The following is a 16307-nucleotide window of genomic DNA, read 5'->3' on the forward strand; positions in this document are numbered from 1 at the left end:
AGTTGCTTTGTTGTTTGGCTCGCATAAAGCATAAAAAAGCAGAGCGAATATTGCTCTGCTTTTTTGCTCGTTGGCTTAAGTGGTGTTAATGCTGATCTTCTGAAGCCAATGGTTCTGCAGTCGTTTTAGGTTGCCACCACCAAATAAAGAATCGTCTTAATACACGTTTAAAATCATCTAAAATAATGTACAAAATCGGTACTAAAATCAGGGTCACCACGGTTGAGAATAAAATACCAAACGCGAGCGATGTTGCCATTGGGATAACAATTTTAGCCTGTAAACTGCGTTCCATGATAATGGGCACTAAGCCAACAAAGGTTGTTAACGAGGTTAAAATAATCGCTCTAAATCGGTAACAGCCCGAGTCAATCGCCGATTGCATTAACGACTTGCCTTGTTCACGTGCGCGGTTAACAAAGTCGACTAAAATCAGTGAGTCGTTTACCACGACGCCTGCTAACGCCACAATGCCGCATAAACTCAAGATACTCATTGATAACCCAAGAATAAAGTGACCGAACAAGGCGCCAATCATGCCAAATGGAATAACCGACATAATGATTAATGGCTGGGTGTACGACTTAAGCGGAATCGCCATTAAGGCGTAGATGGTGAACATGGCAAAGAAAAAGCCTTGTGCCAAACCTAGCATTGCATTTTGCTCATCTAAGCTGCCGCCATCTAACGCTGAAGCTACTTTAGGGTATTGTGCGGTTAATTCGGGTAAGAAGTCTTGTTGAATTTCTGCCACCACTTTTGATGGTTCAACATTGTTTTTATTTACATTGGCGCTGATGGTAATTGCTCTGCGGCCATCAACTCGAGTAATTGAGGCGTAAGACTCACCTAGCTCGATTTCTGCCACGGTAGAAAATGGTACCGCTACACCTGAGGGGGTGCGGATGAGCATGTTTTCAAGGTCGCCAATAGTACGGCGCTGATCAAGCGGGTAACGTACCATGACTTTAACTTCTTCTTTATTACGCAAGATCCGTTGAGCTTCATAACCATAAAAGCCATACCGCACCTGGCGTGCTAAGTCTGACAATGTTAGCCCTTGTGCTTCAGCTTCTGGGCGGATGTTTAACCGTATCTCATGTGAGCCAGATGAGAAGTTATCGGTAATATCAAACACACCTTCGTAAGTCGCTAATTTAGATTTAAGCGCTTTGGATGCCTCAGACAGTTGGGCTAAATCACTAGAGGTTAAGCGGAACGATAAATCTCCACCGGCATCGTTGGTGCTGGCATTAATCGTTAATTTTTTAACCGATAGCAGTTCTGGCAATTGCTTGCGCCACTCTTGTGCAATAGAAACGCCGTCGACTTCGCGGTCTTCACCTTTTGTCAGCTCGGTAAATACAAAGGCACTGCTGCGCGAGCTAAGCTCAATATAGCTGTGTTTCACCATTGGGTAACCGTATTGGTCTTCAAGTTTGGTGTTCATTTTGTATAACGCATCTTCAACTTGTTGAAGCACTTTTAAGGTGTTTTCTTCTGAGCTGCCTTCTTCCATTTCAAGCTGAACTTGAATAAAGTCTGACGGAATATCAGGGAAAAATACCCAACGCACTTTACCGCTTTGTACGAGCGCCAGCGATAAAATTAATACACCAATAAATACCGCCACCACGCTGTAACGCACTTTAATGCAGCGTTCTAAAAAGTGACGATATTTGTTGTGAATAAAGTGCTGTAACCATTCGTTCAACGCAAATTTTATTTTTGAAAATAGATGGGTAGGGGCGGTCCTTTTTTTGATTTTCATGTGGGCTAAATGCGCCGGTAGAATCAGCTTTGATTCCACTAGCGAAAATGCTAAACATAAAATCACGACCATGCCGATGGATTTCCAGATAACCCCCATAGGACCCGATACCATAATCATCGGGATAAAGGCGGCAATAGTGGTCAAAACCCCAAAAGTGGCTGGCATTGCTACATTTTGCACCCCTTTAATCACATTGTTTAGGGAGTGGCCATTTTCTTCGAGTTCAGTGTAAGCACTTTCGCCGATGACAATGGCATCGTCGACCACTATCCCCAGCACCAGAATAAAGGCGAATAAGGTCAACATGTTGATAGACATATTGAAAGGCTCAATAGGCATTAATAGCATGGTGCCCAAAAAGCATACCGGTAACCCCAACATGACCCAAAATGCGAGTTTAAGGTCTAAAAACAAGGCTAAAATAATAAATACCAACAGTGCGCCATAAAACATGTTTGACAACATCATGTTTAAACGGCCTTGCAGGTAGTGTGTTAAGTCACCCCAAGTATCCAGTTCAATGTTACTTGGTAGGGTGAGTTTGCGCTTGGCGACATAGTCTTTAACTTGAGAGGCTATATCTAAAGCATTTTGGTCATCAATACTGGCTATTTCTATCACTGCTGCCGGTTTGCCATTAAAACGGGTGTATTCTAAACGCTCTTCAAAATCATCATTAATGGTCGCCACTTGTGGCAACATTATACGACTACCGTCTGCTCGAGTTGTCACTACTATTTTGGCAAAGTCATCGGCATTGTAGGCCTGACCTTTGGTGCGCAATAAAATATCGCCATCTTGAGCTCGAATCGCGCCGCCGGGTAAGTCGATAGATGAGTTCTGTACGGCTAATGCAACTTGGGTAAAGGTGATGCCATACTCACGCAGCTTATCTTCAGAAAGTTCAATGCCAATTTCGTAATCGCGCACACCATTCACTGTTGCACGTGTGACTGCAGGCAAATCGGTAATATCATCACGGATTGCTTTAGCCATTTCTTTCATGTCATGTAGATTCATATCTCCATAGACAGACACCCAAATCACGCTGTTTTCAGGTTTTATTTGGTAAATGTTGGGTTTTTCAATGTTGTCAGGGAAGGTCGCAATCGCATCGACCCGCAGTTTTGCTTCGTCGAGCACTTGCTGTACATCGTAGCCGTCTTCAACTTCAATGGTTACTGAGCCAACGCTGTCACTGGCAACTGATGTGACCTTGTCAATGCCGCTGATGTCTTGAATCGCTTCTTCGATTTTGATGTTAATCCCTTCTTCAATTTCTTGTGGCGCTGCACCGGGGTATGCCACATTGATATTGATTAGGTTTAATTCAAAAGTAGGAAACACTTCTTTATTAATGATAAACGTACTAAATAAACCGCCGATAAGCAGTGCTGCCATGAGTAAGTTTGCCGCGACACTGTTGCGGGCAAACCAGGCAATTATTCCTTTATTGGTATCCATAATTATTCACCTGCTGTCGTAGCAGCTTCTGGGGGCGTATCTGTGCTAGTGGGTTCTTCACCCAATATTTTCACTTTTTGCCCTGAGCTTAAGCTGTTGACACTGGTCGTTGATACTCGCTCATTGGCTTTAAAACTGCCTTTGATGTAAAGCGTATCAACGTCTGAGCGGATAATATTGACCTGACGCATTTCGATGATGTTGTCTTGGGTCACCACTGCCACTTGGCCGTTACGGACAACATGGCGTGGCAATGTGACAACATCATTAACGGTGCGACCAGTGATAACAGCGTTAACAAAGCTGCCGTATTTAAGCGGTAATTGATTTGAGGTGTTGGTGTTACGAAGATAAGGGTCGCGAATTTCGGCCACCAGATACACCATGCGAGTTTGTTCATCAATCACGTTTTCGCTACGTACAATCGAGCCTTGCCATGTGGCTTGTTTACCGGCAAGTTGAGCTGTGAGTGTTACGCTGGTGTCTGGGTTTTCGACAGACTCAAGGTAGGCGAGCTCTTCGTTTGTGAGCGGTAATCTAATTTCAGCGATGCTGGTATCGTATAGTTCGCCTAGATTAGTGCCCAGTGTGACGTATTGGCCTAAATCGACATTGCGCGCTTTGATGATGCCGTCAAAAGGTGCACGGATAACAGTACGTTCTAAATTACGCTGAGCTCGTGCTAATGCTGCTTGGGCATACTTGACGTTAGCCTGTTCTTTTTTTAATTGCGGGATCCGCAATCCAAGTTCTGGTGGCAGCCCATTACCAAAATCTTTAAATTCTACTTTTGCGACTTCGCCGCGCGCTTTTTCTTCGTTTAATGCGGCAGTGGCTTGTGCGAGTGTGGCCTCAGCTTGGATTAAATCGGCCTCATAGTCTGAGGGTTCAATAATGGCCAGTTGCTCGCCTTTTTTTACCACGCCACCGGCAACAAAGTTTGCTGAAATGCTTAGCATGCGCCCTTGGACTTCGGTGACTAATTGCGTTTTGTATTTGGGGTTAACCACACCGTATGACGGTAAGTTCAGTGATAAGGTTTGTGGCGTCACGGTTTGTACATCAACAATAGGAATGTTGATGGGTTCATCTTTTTGCTCTGGAGCTTCCTGGGTATTAATTAATAACCAGGCCGCTGCAGCAAACACTGCAATAATAAAGAGTGGTGACAGTCTTCTTAGAATTGTTTTTATCATTTCTATTGCGTATCCATGCTTAAATAAGACTAAAGACAGTTAACTACGTTGGTTAACATGTTCATTCAGATTCATTTTATTACTCATCGTTTATAAATTAACAGAGTCTTGGGCTTAGCTAAATAGTTTTATGTAAATAAAATGTTTCTAATTTTTAGTTTGTTGCCTATTTTGCGATTGAATCTAAATAAATCGTAGTTATTGGCATAAATAAATGAAAGTGGAAGCTTGTTGAGTTGTAATTATTCCCTTTTAATCAATGTATTAGGTCACGCCTTTGGGGTGGGTGTTTTTTGCGCTAAAATTGACATTTCTTGACACTTTTTGCCGTATCGCGTCTAGTTAATTGTGATATATCTCACTTAGGCAATAAAAAAAGCGAATTATTTAATAATTCGCTTTTTTTATTGGAGAGCATAGTGTGAAAAATTACTTTTTCTTATTCTTTTTAGACTTCACTTTGGCATCTTTTGCATTGGCTTTTTTCTTGCCTGGCACCTTTGCTTCTTTGTGCTTAGGGCGAAGCTCTTCAATCACACGACGCTTGAGTGGCAGTTCGATATAACGCTCAATTTTAGACACAATACGCATGTCATGCGCTTCAACTAACGAAATTGCTGTACCTTTTGCGCCTGCGCGTGCTGTACGCCCAATACGGTGAACATAGGCATCAGCAGAACGTGGCATATCATAGTTGATGACATGAGTGATGTCGTCAATGTCGATACCGCGAGCTGCAACATCGGTTGCGAGTAATACGTTTACTTCGCCTTTTGAGAACTTACCTAATGCCTGGAAGCGTTTTTTCTGTTCCATATCGCCGCGCATAAACGCACAGGGAATATTGGCTTTTAGTAATAGCCCTTCAAGACTGGCAACGATGTCACGGGTTTTAACAAATACAATGGCACGTTTAACGTTTTCTTGGCGTAAAATATGACTCAGTAAGGCAAATTTATGAGCGTTGTCATCGGCAAGGTGGATCCATTGATGCACTTTGGCTTTTTCGCTGCGTGGCGATTCAACATCGACAACGACAGGATCGTTTAATAACTCACGCGCAAAGCGGTTAACGCCGTTGCCCTCAAGTGTTGCCGAAAATAACATGTTTTGCTTACGACCTTGGGCTTCAATGGCAATCGTTTGTACCACAGATGAAAACCCCATATCGAGCATACGGTCAGCTTCATCGATGATCAAAATTTCAACTTCAGTAGCATCAAACTTATCTTTATCTAGGTATTCCATTAATCGGCCTGGTGTGGCGATCAATATGTCGATGTTATCTTCTAACGCTTCTTCTTGAGGGCCGTAAGGCACACCACCAGTAATGATGGCGATATTAAGATCAAGGTCGGTTGCTAGGTGGCAAGCATAGCGATGAATCTGGCTGGCAAGTTCGCGTGTTGGCGTTAATACCAAAATACGTGCTTGCCCCTCAAAGCGGCGAGGAAAGTCGATAAGATGCTGTAAAGCAGGCAGTAAAAAACTGGCTGTTTTACCGGTGCCGGTTGGCGCACGCGCTAAAATATCCCGCTGATCCATGGCCAATGGAATGGTTTGTTGCTGAATAGTGGTAGGGGTGTTGTGTCCCATGGCCTTGAGTGACTCTAATAAGCTAGGGTCGAGCTGGAAATCTTCAAATTGCATGCGCTGGTCTCGCTGAAAAATAGTTGAGTATTATAGCTGACCTAATGAGCAGGCTAAAGCTTTAAGTAGAAAGGGCGGCATAAATCTATCATCGTGTCGCTGTATCCCCCTTGTTTATTGCGAATAGCCATTTGCAGATACTGAGTTTTCTCCGTAGTGTCTGTGGCATGTTTGAGCACCAGTATCGAACGATTTGGCGATTTTCCTTCAGCGCTAATGATTTCGAGGTGCTTGGCAACAAAGAGTGTGTGCCCTTTAAGCTGTTGAATAAAACTGGCTAAACTCTGTTGTGGCAAAATAAGACTGGCGTGGCCATGTGGCGCAAGTAATTGGCTAATCGCGTGCTGCAATTCTGCAAATGACAAAGTGTTAGTATGTCTTGCATCGGCACGGGCACTATTTTTGGCTTGAGTGCCTTGTTCAAAGTACGGTGGATTGCAAATAATATGGTCGAATAAAGATACAGGGATGAGGCTTTTTTGCTGTAGAAAGCCCTGAATCGAACCTTGATACACTTGTACTTTATTGGCCCAAGGGCTTTGCTCAACATTATGTTTACAGGCATTGGCTGCTGCAGAATCGAGTTCGACTGCAGTAATTTGTGTGTGTTCTAGGCTGCGTTGTGCAGCCATTAAGCTCAATAATCCGCTTCCTGCGCCAATATCAAGAATATGACTTGATTGGGTGAGCTGTGCCCATGCGCCAAGAATAACGGCATCGGTGCTGACTGCCATACCACATTGCTCATCGTCGATATGAAATTGTTTAAACGTAAAAGGCATAATTTAGCAGTGGCTATTGGGTTAATGTGAACGTTACGGCTGATGGTAATCGTTTTGAGTTAACGTGTCGTGAGTTAATTGACGCTTGGGTCAGTTGATCTTTGCCGGTTGAGTTTTGTTTGAGTTAAAACACGTTTTAATCGAGTCGAATGGATTGATACCTAGTCATCTGAGCAACTCTTTAATTCATAAAGCGTCGTTCAACAAAGAGTAAAACGTTTTTAGCCGAACCCTTCGGGCAGCGTTTGTTGGCCATTTTTACTGCGTTATCGACTTTTTATCTAGAATAACGACACCTCAAAGCCTCTGCCATGCAATTGTATATGTGCGTAATAGACAACAATTCGCTGCAAAAATAACCTTGAAAGATCAACTGCCCCTAGGATAAATCGTTGAGCTTTTGTTATCAAAATTTAAACTAAAAAAGATAACTTGGCGATTATGTACACAAGTCTTGACATAAATGCATTACAAAAACGTTATTTTCGTTATTTTACTTAGCAAAGCTTGTGTCTATTAATGATGTTTGGTATTAGTTTGGCCGTTTTAGTTCAGTTAAATGGTGTAAAAAGTCTAACTGTAGCTATTTGGGCAAGGATGTAGCTGATAAAAATAGGACTAGATGTTCATTTTATATCATTTCACAGCAGAATTTAGTATTTAAAAGTGTATTTTTAACTTTACAAAAAGTGGGCGCGTTCAGTTCAGCAGTAGCTAATTTTGGCGTAATCAATTAGGTTTGTTAAAAAACATAACAATAAAAAGAGGCAAGTAGTGCAAACAACCAAGATGAGTTTGACGGATACGCTAGGGTTAGGCTTTATGACTTTCGCGTTCTTTTTAGGCGCAGGAAACTTAATTTTTCCTCCTTTTGCAGGCATGTTAGCTGGCGAAAATATGTCTTTTGCGATGCTCGGTTTTTTGATTACCGCCGTGGGGATGCCATTGATTGGTCTCATTGCCGTTGCCAAAGCTAATGGTAAAGTTATGGCACTGTTACCCGCGTTTGCTGCCACCGCATTGGCTGTCGCTATTTACATTATTATTGGCCCTGCATTTGCCGCGCCGCGTACCGGATTAGTGGCGTTTGAAATTGGCGCTAGACCCTTTATTAGCAATCCAGATGCAGTAATGATGTTAGCGGGTAAAGAATTCAATATCGCACAATTAATTTACACTTTAGTGTTTTTCTCTATTGTGATGTTTTTGTCTTTATTTCCAGGCAAGTTACTGGATAACGTGGGCAAGGTGTTAACCCCTATTTTGATTTTACTATTAGTCAGTTTAGCCAGTTCAGTGATTATTTTACCTGGGTTTGAAGTCAATCAACCGGTAGGTGAATACATCAATAGCCCATTAACGAAGGGGATTATTGAAGGCTACAACACCATGGATACCTTGGCTTCTTTAATGTTTGGTATGTTGATTATTGACTTACTGCGTAAAAAAGGGGTTAACGATACAACAGATCAAACCAAGTATTTAGTTCGTGCAGCCTTTATTGCCGCTGGCGGATTAGCATTTGTTTATGTGTCGTTATTTTATCTTGGTGCATCGGCCGGTGATTTTGCGATTGGCGCTGAAAATGGCGGCCAAATCCTCACAAACTATGTGACTCATCATTTTGGCAGTATCGGCACGTTAATGCTGTCGACGGTAGTGACCCTTGCTTGCCTAACCACGGCGGTTGGTTTGGTGACAGCGTGTGCCGAGTTTTTTAATGAGTTAATGCCTAAATTGTCGTATAAATTATTGGTTGTATTGTTAAGCGCAATTTGTGCCACGGTCGCTAACGTGGGCTTGTCACAATTAATCAGTGTCAGTATTCCGGTGTTGATGACGATTTACCCAGTGGCAATTGCCTTGGTGTTAGTGACATTTTTAACTGAGCGTTTTGTTCGTCCGGCTTTTTCACACAGAGTGATTTTAAGTGTAGCGTTATTTTTTGGGATTTTTGATGGTTTGCAAACCGCAGGCATGGACATGAGCTTCTTGGACTTCATGCCACTGCACGCTGAGGGTATGGCGTGGTTATTACCGACAGCTCTGACCGCCATGGTGTGTTTGTTTTTACCCAAAAAACGCCTTTCTGCCGCGTAACCTTTTGGGGGAAATAGTCTAAAATTCATAATGTGAAGTGAATAAAGGCAAACAATAAGACGGCGTTATGATATTTTATCTAACGTCGTTTTTTTACCTTGCTAGAGATTTTACTTTGGTTAAACCTGCATATCAGCCTAACCCATTAATTAACCAGTTTTTAGATGATTTATGGTCTACAAAAGGGTTAAGCGATAATACCTTGGCTTCGTATCGTACCGACTTACAGCACGTAGAACGTTATGTGTTATCGCAAGGGCTTGATTTATTGCGTGTTGATCAAGGCTTACTGCGTGACTATTTGAATGCTCGTTTTGAAGAGCAGTTTGCTAAAAGCAGTACCGCCAGATTATTGAGCAGTTTACGACGTTTTTATGGCTACTTATTGATCAAGCAACTAATTAGTGAAGATCCTACCGCCTTGATTAAGTCACCTAAATTAGCACGTCAGCTACCTGACTCATTGTCTGAGGCGCAAATAGACAGCTTACTTGCAGAGCCGAATGAGGATGATCCGATAGAATGTCGTGATAAAGCCATGTTGGAACTGTTATATGCCACAGGCCTTCGTGTTACTGAGTTGGTGAGCTTAACTATGGAGCAAATAAGCTTACGCCAAGGGCTTGTGAGAGTGGTGGGCAAAGGCGGTAAAGAGCGTTTAGTGCCCTTAGGCGAGTTAGCGGTAGCTGAAGTTGAGCAGTACATGCGCTTTGCTCGTGGCGAATTATTGAATATGAAGCAATCTGATGTGGTGTTTCCATCAAGACGCGGAAAAATGATGACTCGGCAAACGTTTTGGCATCGGATTAAATTGTATGCGGCAAGAGCTGGGATCCAGTGCCATTTGTCTCCGCATACTTTACGTCATGCTTTTGCAACTCATTTGCTCAATCATGGCGCGGATTTACGTGTGGTACAATTATTACTTGGCCACAGTGATTTATCGACAACCCAAATCTATACCCATGTGGCAAAAGTGCGCTTGCAACAGCTTCATAGTCAGCACCATCCTCGTGGTTAGTGTTATTGATATCAAATCCTTACATTTAAGCGTTTGAGTATTTGTTGCGTTCATTTAATTAAATCTGTAAGTTTTGCTTACGAAGTCGGGTCTATTCAATCACCCGTGTCAATTAGGAATTATCATGAAGTTAACTAAAGCAATTGTCCTTGTTGCTAGCCTTGTCATTACGCCAATTTTGTCTGCAGCTACAGCAACGGATGTGTCAAATGAATCAGCTTTAAAACAAAAGCTTACCGAGACTTTAGGGGTTAATGTGGCAAAAGTGCAACCTTCTCCTGTTGATGGTTTGTACCAAGTGTTCACTGACCGTGGTGTGTTATATGTGACTAAAGATGGCAGTAAATTATTTCATGGTAATTTATATGATTTAGATCATGACATGAAAAATCTTACTGAGCTTGCGTTGGCGGCTCCTCGTTTAGAAATGCTTAAACCATTTGAACAAGATATGTTGGTTTATAAAGCCAAAAACGAAAAGCACGTAGTGACTATTTTTACTGATGTTGATTGTGGTTTTTGTCGTAAGTTACATAATCAAATGCAGGGTTATAATGATTTAGGCATTACTATTCGGTATTTAGCTTATCCACGTGCTGGCATACCTTCTGCTAATGCCGATGAAATGCAAGCGGTATGGTGTGCAAAAGATCCGTTACAAGCGATGACAGAAGCCAAAACAGGTGGCAATGTTAAATCGGCAAGCTGTGATATCGATATAGCCAAGCAGTTTCAGCTAGGTCAGGCATTCGGTGTAACAGGAACACCGGCAATAGTGTTAGCCAATGGCGTGATGGTACCAGGTTATCAACCACCTGCTGACTTACTGCGAACAATTGAGTCAAACTTATAATTCATAGTCGTCAAGTAAGTCGTTATTGCGTAATATCTAAGGTGAGCTCCGGCTCACCTTTTTGTTATTTAACTTTTCATCTCAATCCACGTTAATAAATGAATCAAACCAAGTAAGGCGTCATTTGATTATCATTTAATAACTTGAGCTGAGTGGTTTACTCATTGTTCGAATAAGGTTGTCTCTTGTCACACAAAATAGTCCGTCGTCCACAAGTTGATGATTCACACTTACCTGCGTCATTACCACCATTTTTAAAGCAGCTTTATGCTCGTCGTGGTGTCACAGAAACAGACTGCGAATTAGTGCTCACCAAATTACTTCGCCCAGAAACCATGAAAGGCTTGTCTGAAGCCGCAGTGTTCATCGCGGATGCAATGGCTGCTAAAAAGTCGATTTTAATCGTTGGTGATTTTGATGCCGATGGGGCGACATCAACCAGCGTGTGTATGTTGGCATTAAAGATGATGGGCGCGATTAAGGTGGATTACTTAATCCCTAATCGTTTTGACTATGGCTATGGCCTGAGCCCCGAAATTGTTGCCGTTGCCTATTCTAAATCCGCAGATGTATTGATTACTGTCGATAATGGTATTTCATCTATTGAAGGGGTCGCAGCAGCCAAGTTATTAGGCATGCAAGTTGTGGTCACAGACCATCATTTACCTGGGAAATCGTTGCCTAATGCTGATGTGATAGTTAACCCAAATCAACCGGGGTGTGAGTTTGCCAGTAAATCGATTGCTGGGGTTGGTGTGGCTTTTTACTTAATGTCAGCTTTACGGGCAGAGTTACGTAAACGAGATTGGTATCAACAGCATCATATTAGTGAACCGAACCTTGGCTCTTTATTGGATATTGTGGCGTTAGGGACTGTAGCTGATGTGGTTTCACTTGATGCTAATAATCGTATTCTAGTTAATGCTGGCTTACAGCGGGTGAGAAGCGGCCGTTGTCGCGTTGGCATCACGGCGTTGTTAGAAGTGGCTAAACGAAGCCCAGATAAAATTGTGGCCGCAGATTTTGGTTTTGCTGTTGGGCCTCGGTTAAATGCAGCTGGACGTTTAGACGAAATGTCGCTTGGGGTTGAAACTCTGTTGTGTGATGACATCATGCGAGCCAGAAGGATGGCTGCCGAATTAGACGGTTTAAATCAAGAGCGTCGTGAACTTGAAACTGGCATGCAGCAAGAAGCGCTTAAAAGTTTGCAGCAGGTATCGCTCAATGAAGATGATTTACCCTGGGGCATTGCCATTTTTCAAGATGATTGGCATCAAGGTGTGATTGGTATTTTGGCATCGAGAATTAAAGACCGTTATCACCGCCCTGTGATTGCGTTTGCCGATGCGGGTGAGGGCGAAATTAAAGGGTCGGCACGTTCAATTAAAGGCTTGCATATGCGTGACTTGCTCGAGCGTATAAATAGCCAGCACCCGGGAATGATCATCAAATTTGGTGGTCATGCTATGGCGGCGGGATTATCGCTTAACGCAGATGCATTTGAACCGTTTAAACAAGCTTATGATAATGCCGTACGGGATGTTCTTGAGTATGAGCAATTGACCGGTGAATTGCTTTCCGATGGGGAGCTACCTGCTGAGTTAATCAGTCTTGATACCGCATTTACTTTACGCAATGCAGGGCCGTGGGGGCAGTCGTTTGAAGAGCCATTGTTCGATGGCGTTTTCAGGGTTGTCCAGCAACGTATTGTTGGAGATAAACACCTCAAATTACTCGTGGAAACCCCTTGTGGCACCTTAATGCTCGATGGTATAGCATTTAATATTGATCTCGCTATTTGGCCAGACGCCACGATTCAACAAGCAAGGATTGTTTATAAGTTAGATGTGAATGAGTTTCGTGGCAATCAAACGGTGCAGCTAATGGTCGATTACATCGAGCCGATGTAATGAGGGAGACCGCATTAGTACAAGGATGTACTGACCTTATATCATTGCGCGTTAGTAAGTGATCTCTCAGCGAGAATTTAAAAGGGCTTAAACAAGGCGAATGACTGAATGAATAGTTTTTCTCTTTCGAAGTCATGCAACGCAGTGTAAGCAACTCGCCACAAAGGAATGCCCCAGCCGCTTTTGCTTTACGTTCTCGCTATTTGAAAGGGAACAACCATGACTACATAGCGACGCCTTAATCAAAAACCGCTGGACGCATTTACAGTGGTCACTTATTAATGCGCAATGGTATTAATAGAACTGAAAACAAAAAGGCCTCGCAATGCGAGGCCTTTTTGTTAATCTTTTATTAGTCGCGTTAGCCACCAATGTAAATATGGTGCCCGAACCCGGAATCGAACCAGGGACACGAGGATTTTCAATCCTCTGCTCTACCGACTGAGCTATTCGGGCGACGGACGCAATTTAAAGGGTTTTGGCCTGTTGAGTCAACTTGTTTTTACTATTTATCTTAAAAATCGATTTGTTTGGACGTATTTTATCCGTATCGGCGTTAATTTATTCATTTTGTTAATATCAAACCTGATTAGAATGCGAGCTATTTTAGTTAGTCGTCGTTTAGTTGCATCAACGTCATTTGAAGCCTAAATGGGGGGCGAAGGGCGAAATTATCAACGTGATCTTCTTTAGGGGCTGTTGTCGGGCGCACTATGCCCTCAAAAGGCTGTCGCGAATTCTGCACTAATAATGTTCGCTAAAGAGCACTCTCTCATGCGGATTTGTATCACTGCCCGCAAGTTGGTTTTGCACTCAAAAAGTGGTTTGCCATTTTTTACATCTATAAAAAAACGCTCCGAAGAGCGTTTGATTCATTCAATGATATGCAATCACTAGTTAGTGAGCATTTTATTGTTAGGGAAGTTTGCTCGCATCACCATTTTTATGTGTTCTTGGAGTTTTTCTTGACCTAATTCTTCGTATGCTTCAGACATGATTTCTAAAGCACGTTCGGTTGCTGGTGTACCTGGGAATTTTTCCATCACAGTTTGCGCGCGAATTGCTGCTGCACTCCAAGCGTTCATTTTGATATAATACTCGGCTACCCGAATAGAATATTGTGCTAAACGGTTTTTCAAAAACTGCATACGGTGTTGCGCATCGGCAGCATATTTACTATTTGGGTATGATTTAATTAAGCGGTCAAAATCTTTAAATGCATCTTGAGCATTTTTAGGATCACGATCAGTACGATCGATATTCATTAAATCGTGAAATAAATAATTATCCGCCTGCATATTGGTTAAACCGCGCATATAATGCACGTAATCAATATTAGGGTGTGTTGGGTTGAGGCGTAAAAAGCGGTCAATATTGGCAATCCCAGAGGCTGCGTCGTCCATTTTGTAATACGCATAAATCAAATCTAATTGAACTTGGGTCTTATGCGGACCAAAAGGATAACGAGAATCCAATGCTTCAAGTGAACGTACGGCTTTAGAATAATTACCTAATTCCATTGACGTTCTAGCTTGGGTATATAGCTGATCAGGCGATGCTTTTTGTGTAAATTCATCTTCTTTTGGACTGCTACTACAGGCTGTTAAAGCCAGTGAAAGTATTACTAGGGCGACACCTTGGGCAAATTTATACATACTTGAATTCAATTCTTTTTAAGTTGTTGTTAAGAATTTTTCCATTTCACGGTAAAATAGAAAACATCCGATTGTAACAGATAGCACATTCACTTTGGACCCCTAAACTGGGGTACGGTTCCTATGACACAAGAGATTAATCTAAAAAGCGAGATCACAGCAACACAAACCGGTCTAAGATTAGACCAAGCATTAGCAGGTTTGTTCCCTGACTACTCTCGTACACGCATCAAGGAATGGATCCTATCTGGTGCAGTTACTGTTGACGGTATCACAGTCGACAAGCCACGGGAAAAGGTTTTCGAGTCTCAATTGATAGAAGTTGCAGCCACACTTGAAGAAGAAGTGCGTGCGAAGGCGCAAGCTATCGATTTAAATATTGTTTATGAAGATGACCATATCATTGTTGTTAATAAGCAAGCAGGTCTAGTTGTACATCCTGGCGCTGGTAATGCAGACGGCACATTGATGAATGCCTTATTACATCATTGCCCAGACATTGAACATGTTCCGAGAGCCGGTATTGTGCATCGTTTAGACAAAGACACAACGGGCTTAATGGTTGTAGCCAAAACCGTTGAAGCACAAACTCATTTAGTTGCTGCATTGCAAGCACGTGACATTGTGCGTGAATATGAAGCGATTGTGCTCGGTACGATGACAGCGGGTGGCACAGTGGATGAGCCGATTGAACGTCATGCTACAAGACGGACACAAATGGCGGTGATTCATGGGGGGCGTCCGTCAGTGACGCATTACCGTGTGGCTGAAAAGTTCCGCGCTCATACGCGTTTGCGTTTACGCCTAGAAACCGGCCGTACTCACCAAATTCGTGTACACATGGCGCACATTGGTCATGTATTGGTTGGCGATCCTGTTTATGGTGGCCGCCCAAGACCCCCTAAAAATGCCAGCCCAGAGTTTTTTGAATTACTCAAAAGCTTTAACCGCCAGGCATTACATGCGGTGCGTTTAGAGTTAGCGCATCCATTTACATGCGAAATCATGACCTGGCATGCGCCAATTCCTGATGACATGGTTGAGCTGACCAAAGCATTACGTGAAGATACGCAATTAAATCCTATCGAGTATTTATAATGCTCCAGCACGATTGGCTTTTACCTGATAATGTCGCAATAGCGATGACGGATCGACATGGCGGATGCAGTTTAGCGCCATTTGACAGTTTAAATTTAGGGTTACATGTTGGCGATAATCAACAACATGTTTTAACTAATCGTGCTTCTTTACGCGAGCGATTATCTTTACCTGCTGAACCACTATGGCTTGAACAGGTGCATGGTGTAGATGTGGTGAATATGGCGCATCTACAACTGAGTGAATCGCCCAGTGATTTACCTATTAAAGCCGATGCAAGTTATAGCAATAAAGCCGGTGATGTTTGCGCTGTGATGACAGCAGACTGTTTACCTGTATTGTTGTGCAATCAACAAGGTACTGAAATTGCAGCAGCACATGCTGGTTGGCGTGGGCTGTGTGCTGGCATTATTGAACAAACCGTTGCACTATTTAACACACCAACAACTGAGCTTATGGCTTATTTAGGCCCTGCAATTGGGCCACAGACTTTTGAGGTCGGGGCAGAGGTGCGGGAGGCTTTTATACAAAAACACCCTTATGCTGAACAATATTTTACGGCCTATAACAATAAGTACCTTGCCGATTTGCCAGGCCTTGCGACGTTCCGTTTGTTGCAAATGGGCGTGTCACAAGTGTTTAATGCCAACGTGTGTACCTTTTCTCATTCTGATTATTTTTCTTACCGTCGCGATCATCACACTGGCCGTATGGCATCGCTTATTTGGTTAAAATCTTAACGAACTTGCCAAGTTCAAAAAACGAACAATTTTTTGATCTAGATTAAGTTTTAAGCTTGAATTT

Annotated in this window: 11 protein-coding genes and 1 tRNA gene; 6 read left to right on the forward strand and 6 right to left on the reverse strand. The window is 42.7% G+C overall.

Annotation, left to right across the window (positions count from 1 at the left end; genetic code table 11):
- Positions 1 to 85: 85 nt before the first annotated feature.
- The 4 genes from PQR79_RS19855 to PQR79_RS19870 all read right to left on the reverse strand — a co-directional run bounded on the left by PQR79_RS19855 (position 86) and on the right by PQR79_RS19870 (position 6866).
- Complete coding sequence (locus PQR79_RS19855) at positions 86 to 3238, reverse strand: efflux RND transporter permease subunit (RefSeq protein WP_238107620.1); 3153 nt, start codon at positions 3236 to 3238, stop codon at positions 86 to 88.
- 2 nt (positions 3239 to 3240) lie between these two features.
- On the reverse strand, positions 3241 to 4434 hold the full coding sequence (locus tag PQR79_RS19860) for an efflux RND transporter periplasmic adaptor subunit (protein WP_238107619.1): 1194 nt from the start codon (positions 4432 to 4434) through the stop codon (positions 3241 to 3243).
- A gap of 429 nt (positions 4435 to 4863) precedes the next feature.
- On the reverse strand, positions 4864 to 6084 hold the full coding sequence (srmB, locus tag PQR79_RS19865) for an ATP-dependent RNA helicase SrmB (RefSeq protein ID WP_238107618.1): 1221 nt from the start codon (positions 6082 to 6084) through the stop codon (positions 4864 to 4866).
- Between the two features lie 53 nt (positions 6085 to 6137).
- Positions 6138 to 6866 carry a tRNA1(Val) (adenine(37)-N6)-methyltransferase gene (locus PQR79_RS19870; RefSeq protein WP_238107617.1) on the reverse strand — a complete coding sequence of 243 codons (729 nt, stop codon included), beginning with the start codon at positions 6864 to 6866 and terminating at the stop codon, positions 6138 to 6140.
- A 774-nt stretch (positions 6867 to 7640) separates the two neighbouring features.
- Between PQR79_RS19870 and brnQ the strand changes: the two genes are divergently transcribed.
- From brnQ to recJ, 4 genes are all read left to right on the forward strand, one after another.
- Positions 7641 to 8966 carry a branched-chain amino acid transport system II carrier protein gene (gene brnQ / locus PQR79_RS19880; RefSeq protein ID WP_238107616.1) on the forward strand — a complete coding sequence of 442 codons (1326 nt, stop codon included), beginning with the start codon at positions 7641 to 7643 and terminating at the stop codon, positions 8964 to 8966.
- A gap of 67 nt (positions 8967 to 9033) precedes the next feature.
- The gene (xerD, locus tag PQR79_RS19885; RefSeq protein ID WP_238107615.1) at positions 9034 to 9987 is read left to right on the forward strand and encodes a site-specific tyrosine recombinase XerD; all 954 of its coding nucleotides are present in this window, start codon (positions 9034 to 9036) and stop codon (positions 9985 to 9987) included.
- Positions 9988 to 10111: 124 nt separating this feature from the next.
- Positions 10112 to 10840: a bifunctional protein-disulfide isomerase/oxidoreductase DsbC gene (gene dsbC, locus PQR79_RS19890; protein WP_238107614.1), complete on the forward strand. Its 729-nt coding sequence runs from the start codon at positions 10112 to 10114 to the stop codon at positions 10838 to 10840.
- A gap of 185 nt (positions 10841 to 11025) precedes the next feature.
- Complete coding sequence (recJ, locus tag PQR79_RS19895) at positions 11026 to 12750, forward strand: single-stranded-DNA-specific exonuclease RecJ (protein WP_238107613.1); 1725 nt, start codon at positions 11026 to 11028, stop codon at positions 12748 to 12750.
- Positions 12751 to 13130: 380 nt separating this feature from the next.
- Here recJ and PQR79_RS19900 read toward each other — a convergent pair.
- Both PQR79_RS19900 and PQR79_RS19905 read right to left on the reverse strand, forming a co-directional pair.
- A tRNA-Phe gene (locus PQR79_RS19900) sits at positions 13131 to 13206 on the reverse strand.
- Positions 13207 to 13643: 437 nt separating this feature from the next.
- Entirely contained in the window at positions 13644 to 14405 is a 762-nt protein-coding gene (locus PQR79_RS19905) for an outer membrane protein assembly factor BamD (protein WP_238107612.1), read from the reverse strand.
- A 123-nt stretch (positions 14406 to 14528) separates the two neighbouring features.
- Between PQR79_RS19905 and rluD the strand changes: the two genes are divergently transcribed.
- Together rluD and pgeF are read left to right on the forward strand one after the other, a co-directional pair.
- Positions 14529 to 15503 carry a 23S rRNA pseudouridine(1911/1915/1917) synthase RluD gene (rluD, locus tag PQR79_RS19910; protein ID WP_238107611.1) on the forward strand — a complete coding sequence of 325 codons (975 nt, stop codon included), beginning with the start codon at positions 14529 to 14531 and terminating at the stop codon, positions 15501 to 15503.
- Positions 15503 to 16243, forward strand: a complete 741-nt coding sequence (gene pgeF / locus PQR79_RS19915; RefSeq protein WP_238107610.1) for a peptidoglycan editing factor PgeF — start codon at positions 15503 to 15505, stop codon at positions 16241 to 16243. Before rluD ends, pgeF begins: the two co-directional genes overlap by 1 nt.
- Positions 16244 to 16307: the final 64 nt, after the last annotated feature.

The organism is Shewanella metallivivens (genome assembly GCF_028750675.1).
Taxonomy (GTDB): domain Bacteria; phylum Pseudomonadota; class Gammaproteobacteria; order Enterobacterales; family Shewanellaceae; genus Shewanella; species Shewanella metallivivens.

Coding starts and splice junctions, on each gene's coding strand:
- PQR79_RS19855 (WP_238107620.1), bottom strand. CDS start 3,238: ATGGATACCAATAAAGGAATAATTGCCTGGTTTGCCCGCAACAGTGTC.
- PQR79_RS19860 (WP_238107619.1), bottom strand. CDS start 4,434: ATGATAAAAACAATTCTAAGAAGACTGTCACCACTCTTTATTATTGCA.
- srmB (WP_238107618.1), bottom strand. CDS start 6,084: ATGCAATTTGAAGATTTCCAGCTCGACCCTAGCTTATTAGAGTCACTC.
- PQR79_RS19870 (WP_238107617.1), bottom strand. CDS start 6,866: ATGCCTTTTACGTTTAAACAATTTCATATCGACGATGAGCAATGTGGT.
- xerD (WP_238107615.1), top strand. CDS start 9,034: ATGATATTTTATCTAACGTCGTTTTTTTACCTTGCTAGAGATTTTACT.
- dsbC (WP_238107614.1), top strand. CDS start 10,112: ATGAAGTTAACTAAAGCAATTGTCCTTGTTGCTAGCCTTGTCATTACG.
- PQR79_RS19905 (WP_238107612.1), bottom strand. CDS start 14,405: ATGTATAAATTTGCCCAAGGTGTCGCCCTAGTAATACTTTCACTGGCT.
- rluD (WP_238107611.1), top strand. CDS start 14,529: ATGACACAAGAGATTAATCTAAAAAGCGAGATCACAGCAACACAAACC.
- pgeF (WP_238107610.1), top strand. CDS start 15,503: ATGCTCCAGCACGATTGGCTTTTACCTGATAATGTCGCAATAGCGATG.